At 72.8% G+C, this 1,392-nt stretch carries 1 pseudogene; it reads right to left on the bottom strand.

Annotated elements, in window-relative coordinates:
* Nucleotides 1-663: pseudogene (locus tag GT354_RS20645) on the bottom strand (apolipoprotein N-acyltransferase); the annotation flags it as partial.
* Nucleotides 664-1,392: the final 729 nt, after the last annotated feature.

Here is a 1,392-nt window from a genome sequence, read left to right as displayed (position 1 = left end):
GACGCGCTCGCGGGCCGCGTACAGGGCGTACAGGCGCAGCGCGGCCCATCCGAGCAGGGCTCCGGAGAGGGCGACGGCGAAGGTCACGGCCGGCGCGCCGGCGATCGCGGCGAAGGGGGTGAACGGGCTCGCGGTGTTGGCGAACGCGAGTCGGCCCCACGGGAACCCGCCGAAGGGGACCCGGTCGCGCACGAGTTCCTCGGTCACCCACAGGCACGCGGTCCACAGCGGCCACAGCCGCAGTCGCCCGATCAGGGTGAGCGCGGCGGCCAGCGCCGCGATGTACAGCGCCTGGACCACGGACAGCACGATCCACGCGTCGGGGCCCACCACCCGCAGCCATTTGAGCAGCCACAGCATGAACGGCAGCCCGAACACGAGTCCGTAGCCGAATCCGGTGCGGGTGCGGGTGCCGTGCACGGCCACGCTCAGCGCGGCGACGGCGAGCACGCTCAGTGGCCAGATGTCGTACGGCGGGAAGGCGAGGGCGAGCAGGAGGCCACTGACGAGCGCGGTGAGCGGGCGGGCGGGTCGCCGGTACACGCTCAGCGCGGTCGCGCGCGTACGCCGGAACCGAAAGCGCCCGCTCGCGCCCGACTTCTCGGGCGGAATCGGCTCGCCGGGCTCGGCCCCGGGTGCTGTGGCGCTGTCGTGCTGCGGCACCGTGGGGCCCCCTCGCTGGTTCGTTGTGGGTCGCCGCTGCCGGGCCGACGCGAAGTTGCGCCGGGCGGGTGACGATGCAGTGACGTTACAACGTTCGAGGTGGGTGTTCTGTTTCGGCTCTGTCCGGCTTGTTCGGGCCGTGTTCGGGCCCGTTCGACTCTGAGTGTGGCAGCGGCTCCGAGTGTGGCAGCGGCTCTGGAGTGTGGCAGCGGGAGCACGGTCGCCCTTCGGGCCGACGCCGGATCGACTGGCTGTCGGTCGCGGCGGTCGTTGTCTACTGAGCGACCGGGCTCTGCCGCGGTCTCACCTTCCGGCTCGGGGTGTGCTCGCGTCCGGCGGGGCGGCTGCACGGGTGCCGCTCTGCCGTTCGTGGCCGCGTGGGGCGGCCTCCCGGCGCGTGTCACGCCGGTTCCGGACCTGGCGCCCGGTGGCTGTGCCACCTGTGGCCCGGAGGCGTGCGCGTGCTCGGGGAGGGTGTTCTCCTGCCGGTCGTCCTACGGTGGACTGGGTCGAACGTACTGGGCGATGCGGGCGCGGTGTCAACATCGCGCTGACCTGCGAAGATGTGGTAAGTGCGCAGGTCAAGGCCCGGGGTGGTGTATCGGGGGTGTGGGTGGTATGCGCCCGCCGGGTGGCGCAATGCTTCCCCGAATGGGTCTCGGTGGGGCTTCCGGGCGGCTTGTGCACCCCGGCTCGGGGCGGCTTGTGCGCCCCGGCTCCGGCGGCGTG

The organism is Streptomyces sp. SID3343, from assembly GCF_009865215.1.
Taxonomy (GTDB): Bacteria; Actinomycetota; Actinomycetes; order Streptomycetales; family Streptomycetaceae; genus Embleya.
Note: the sequence above shows the minus strand (reverse complement) of the source record. Positions and strands in the feature narration are given on the sequence as shown.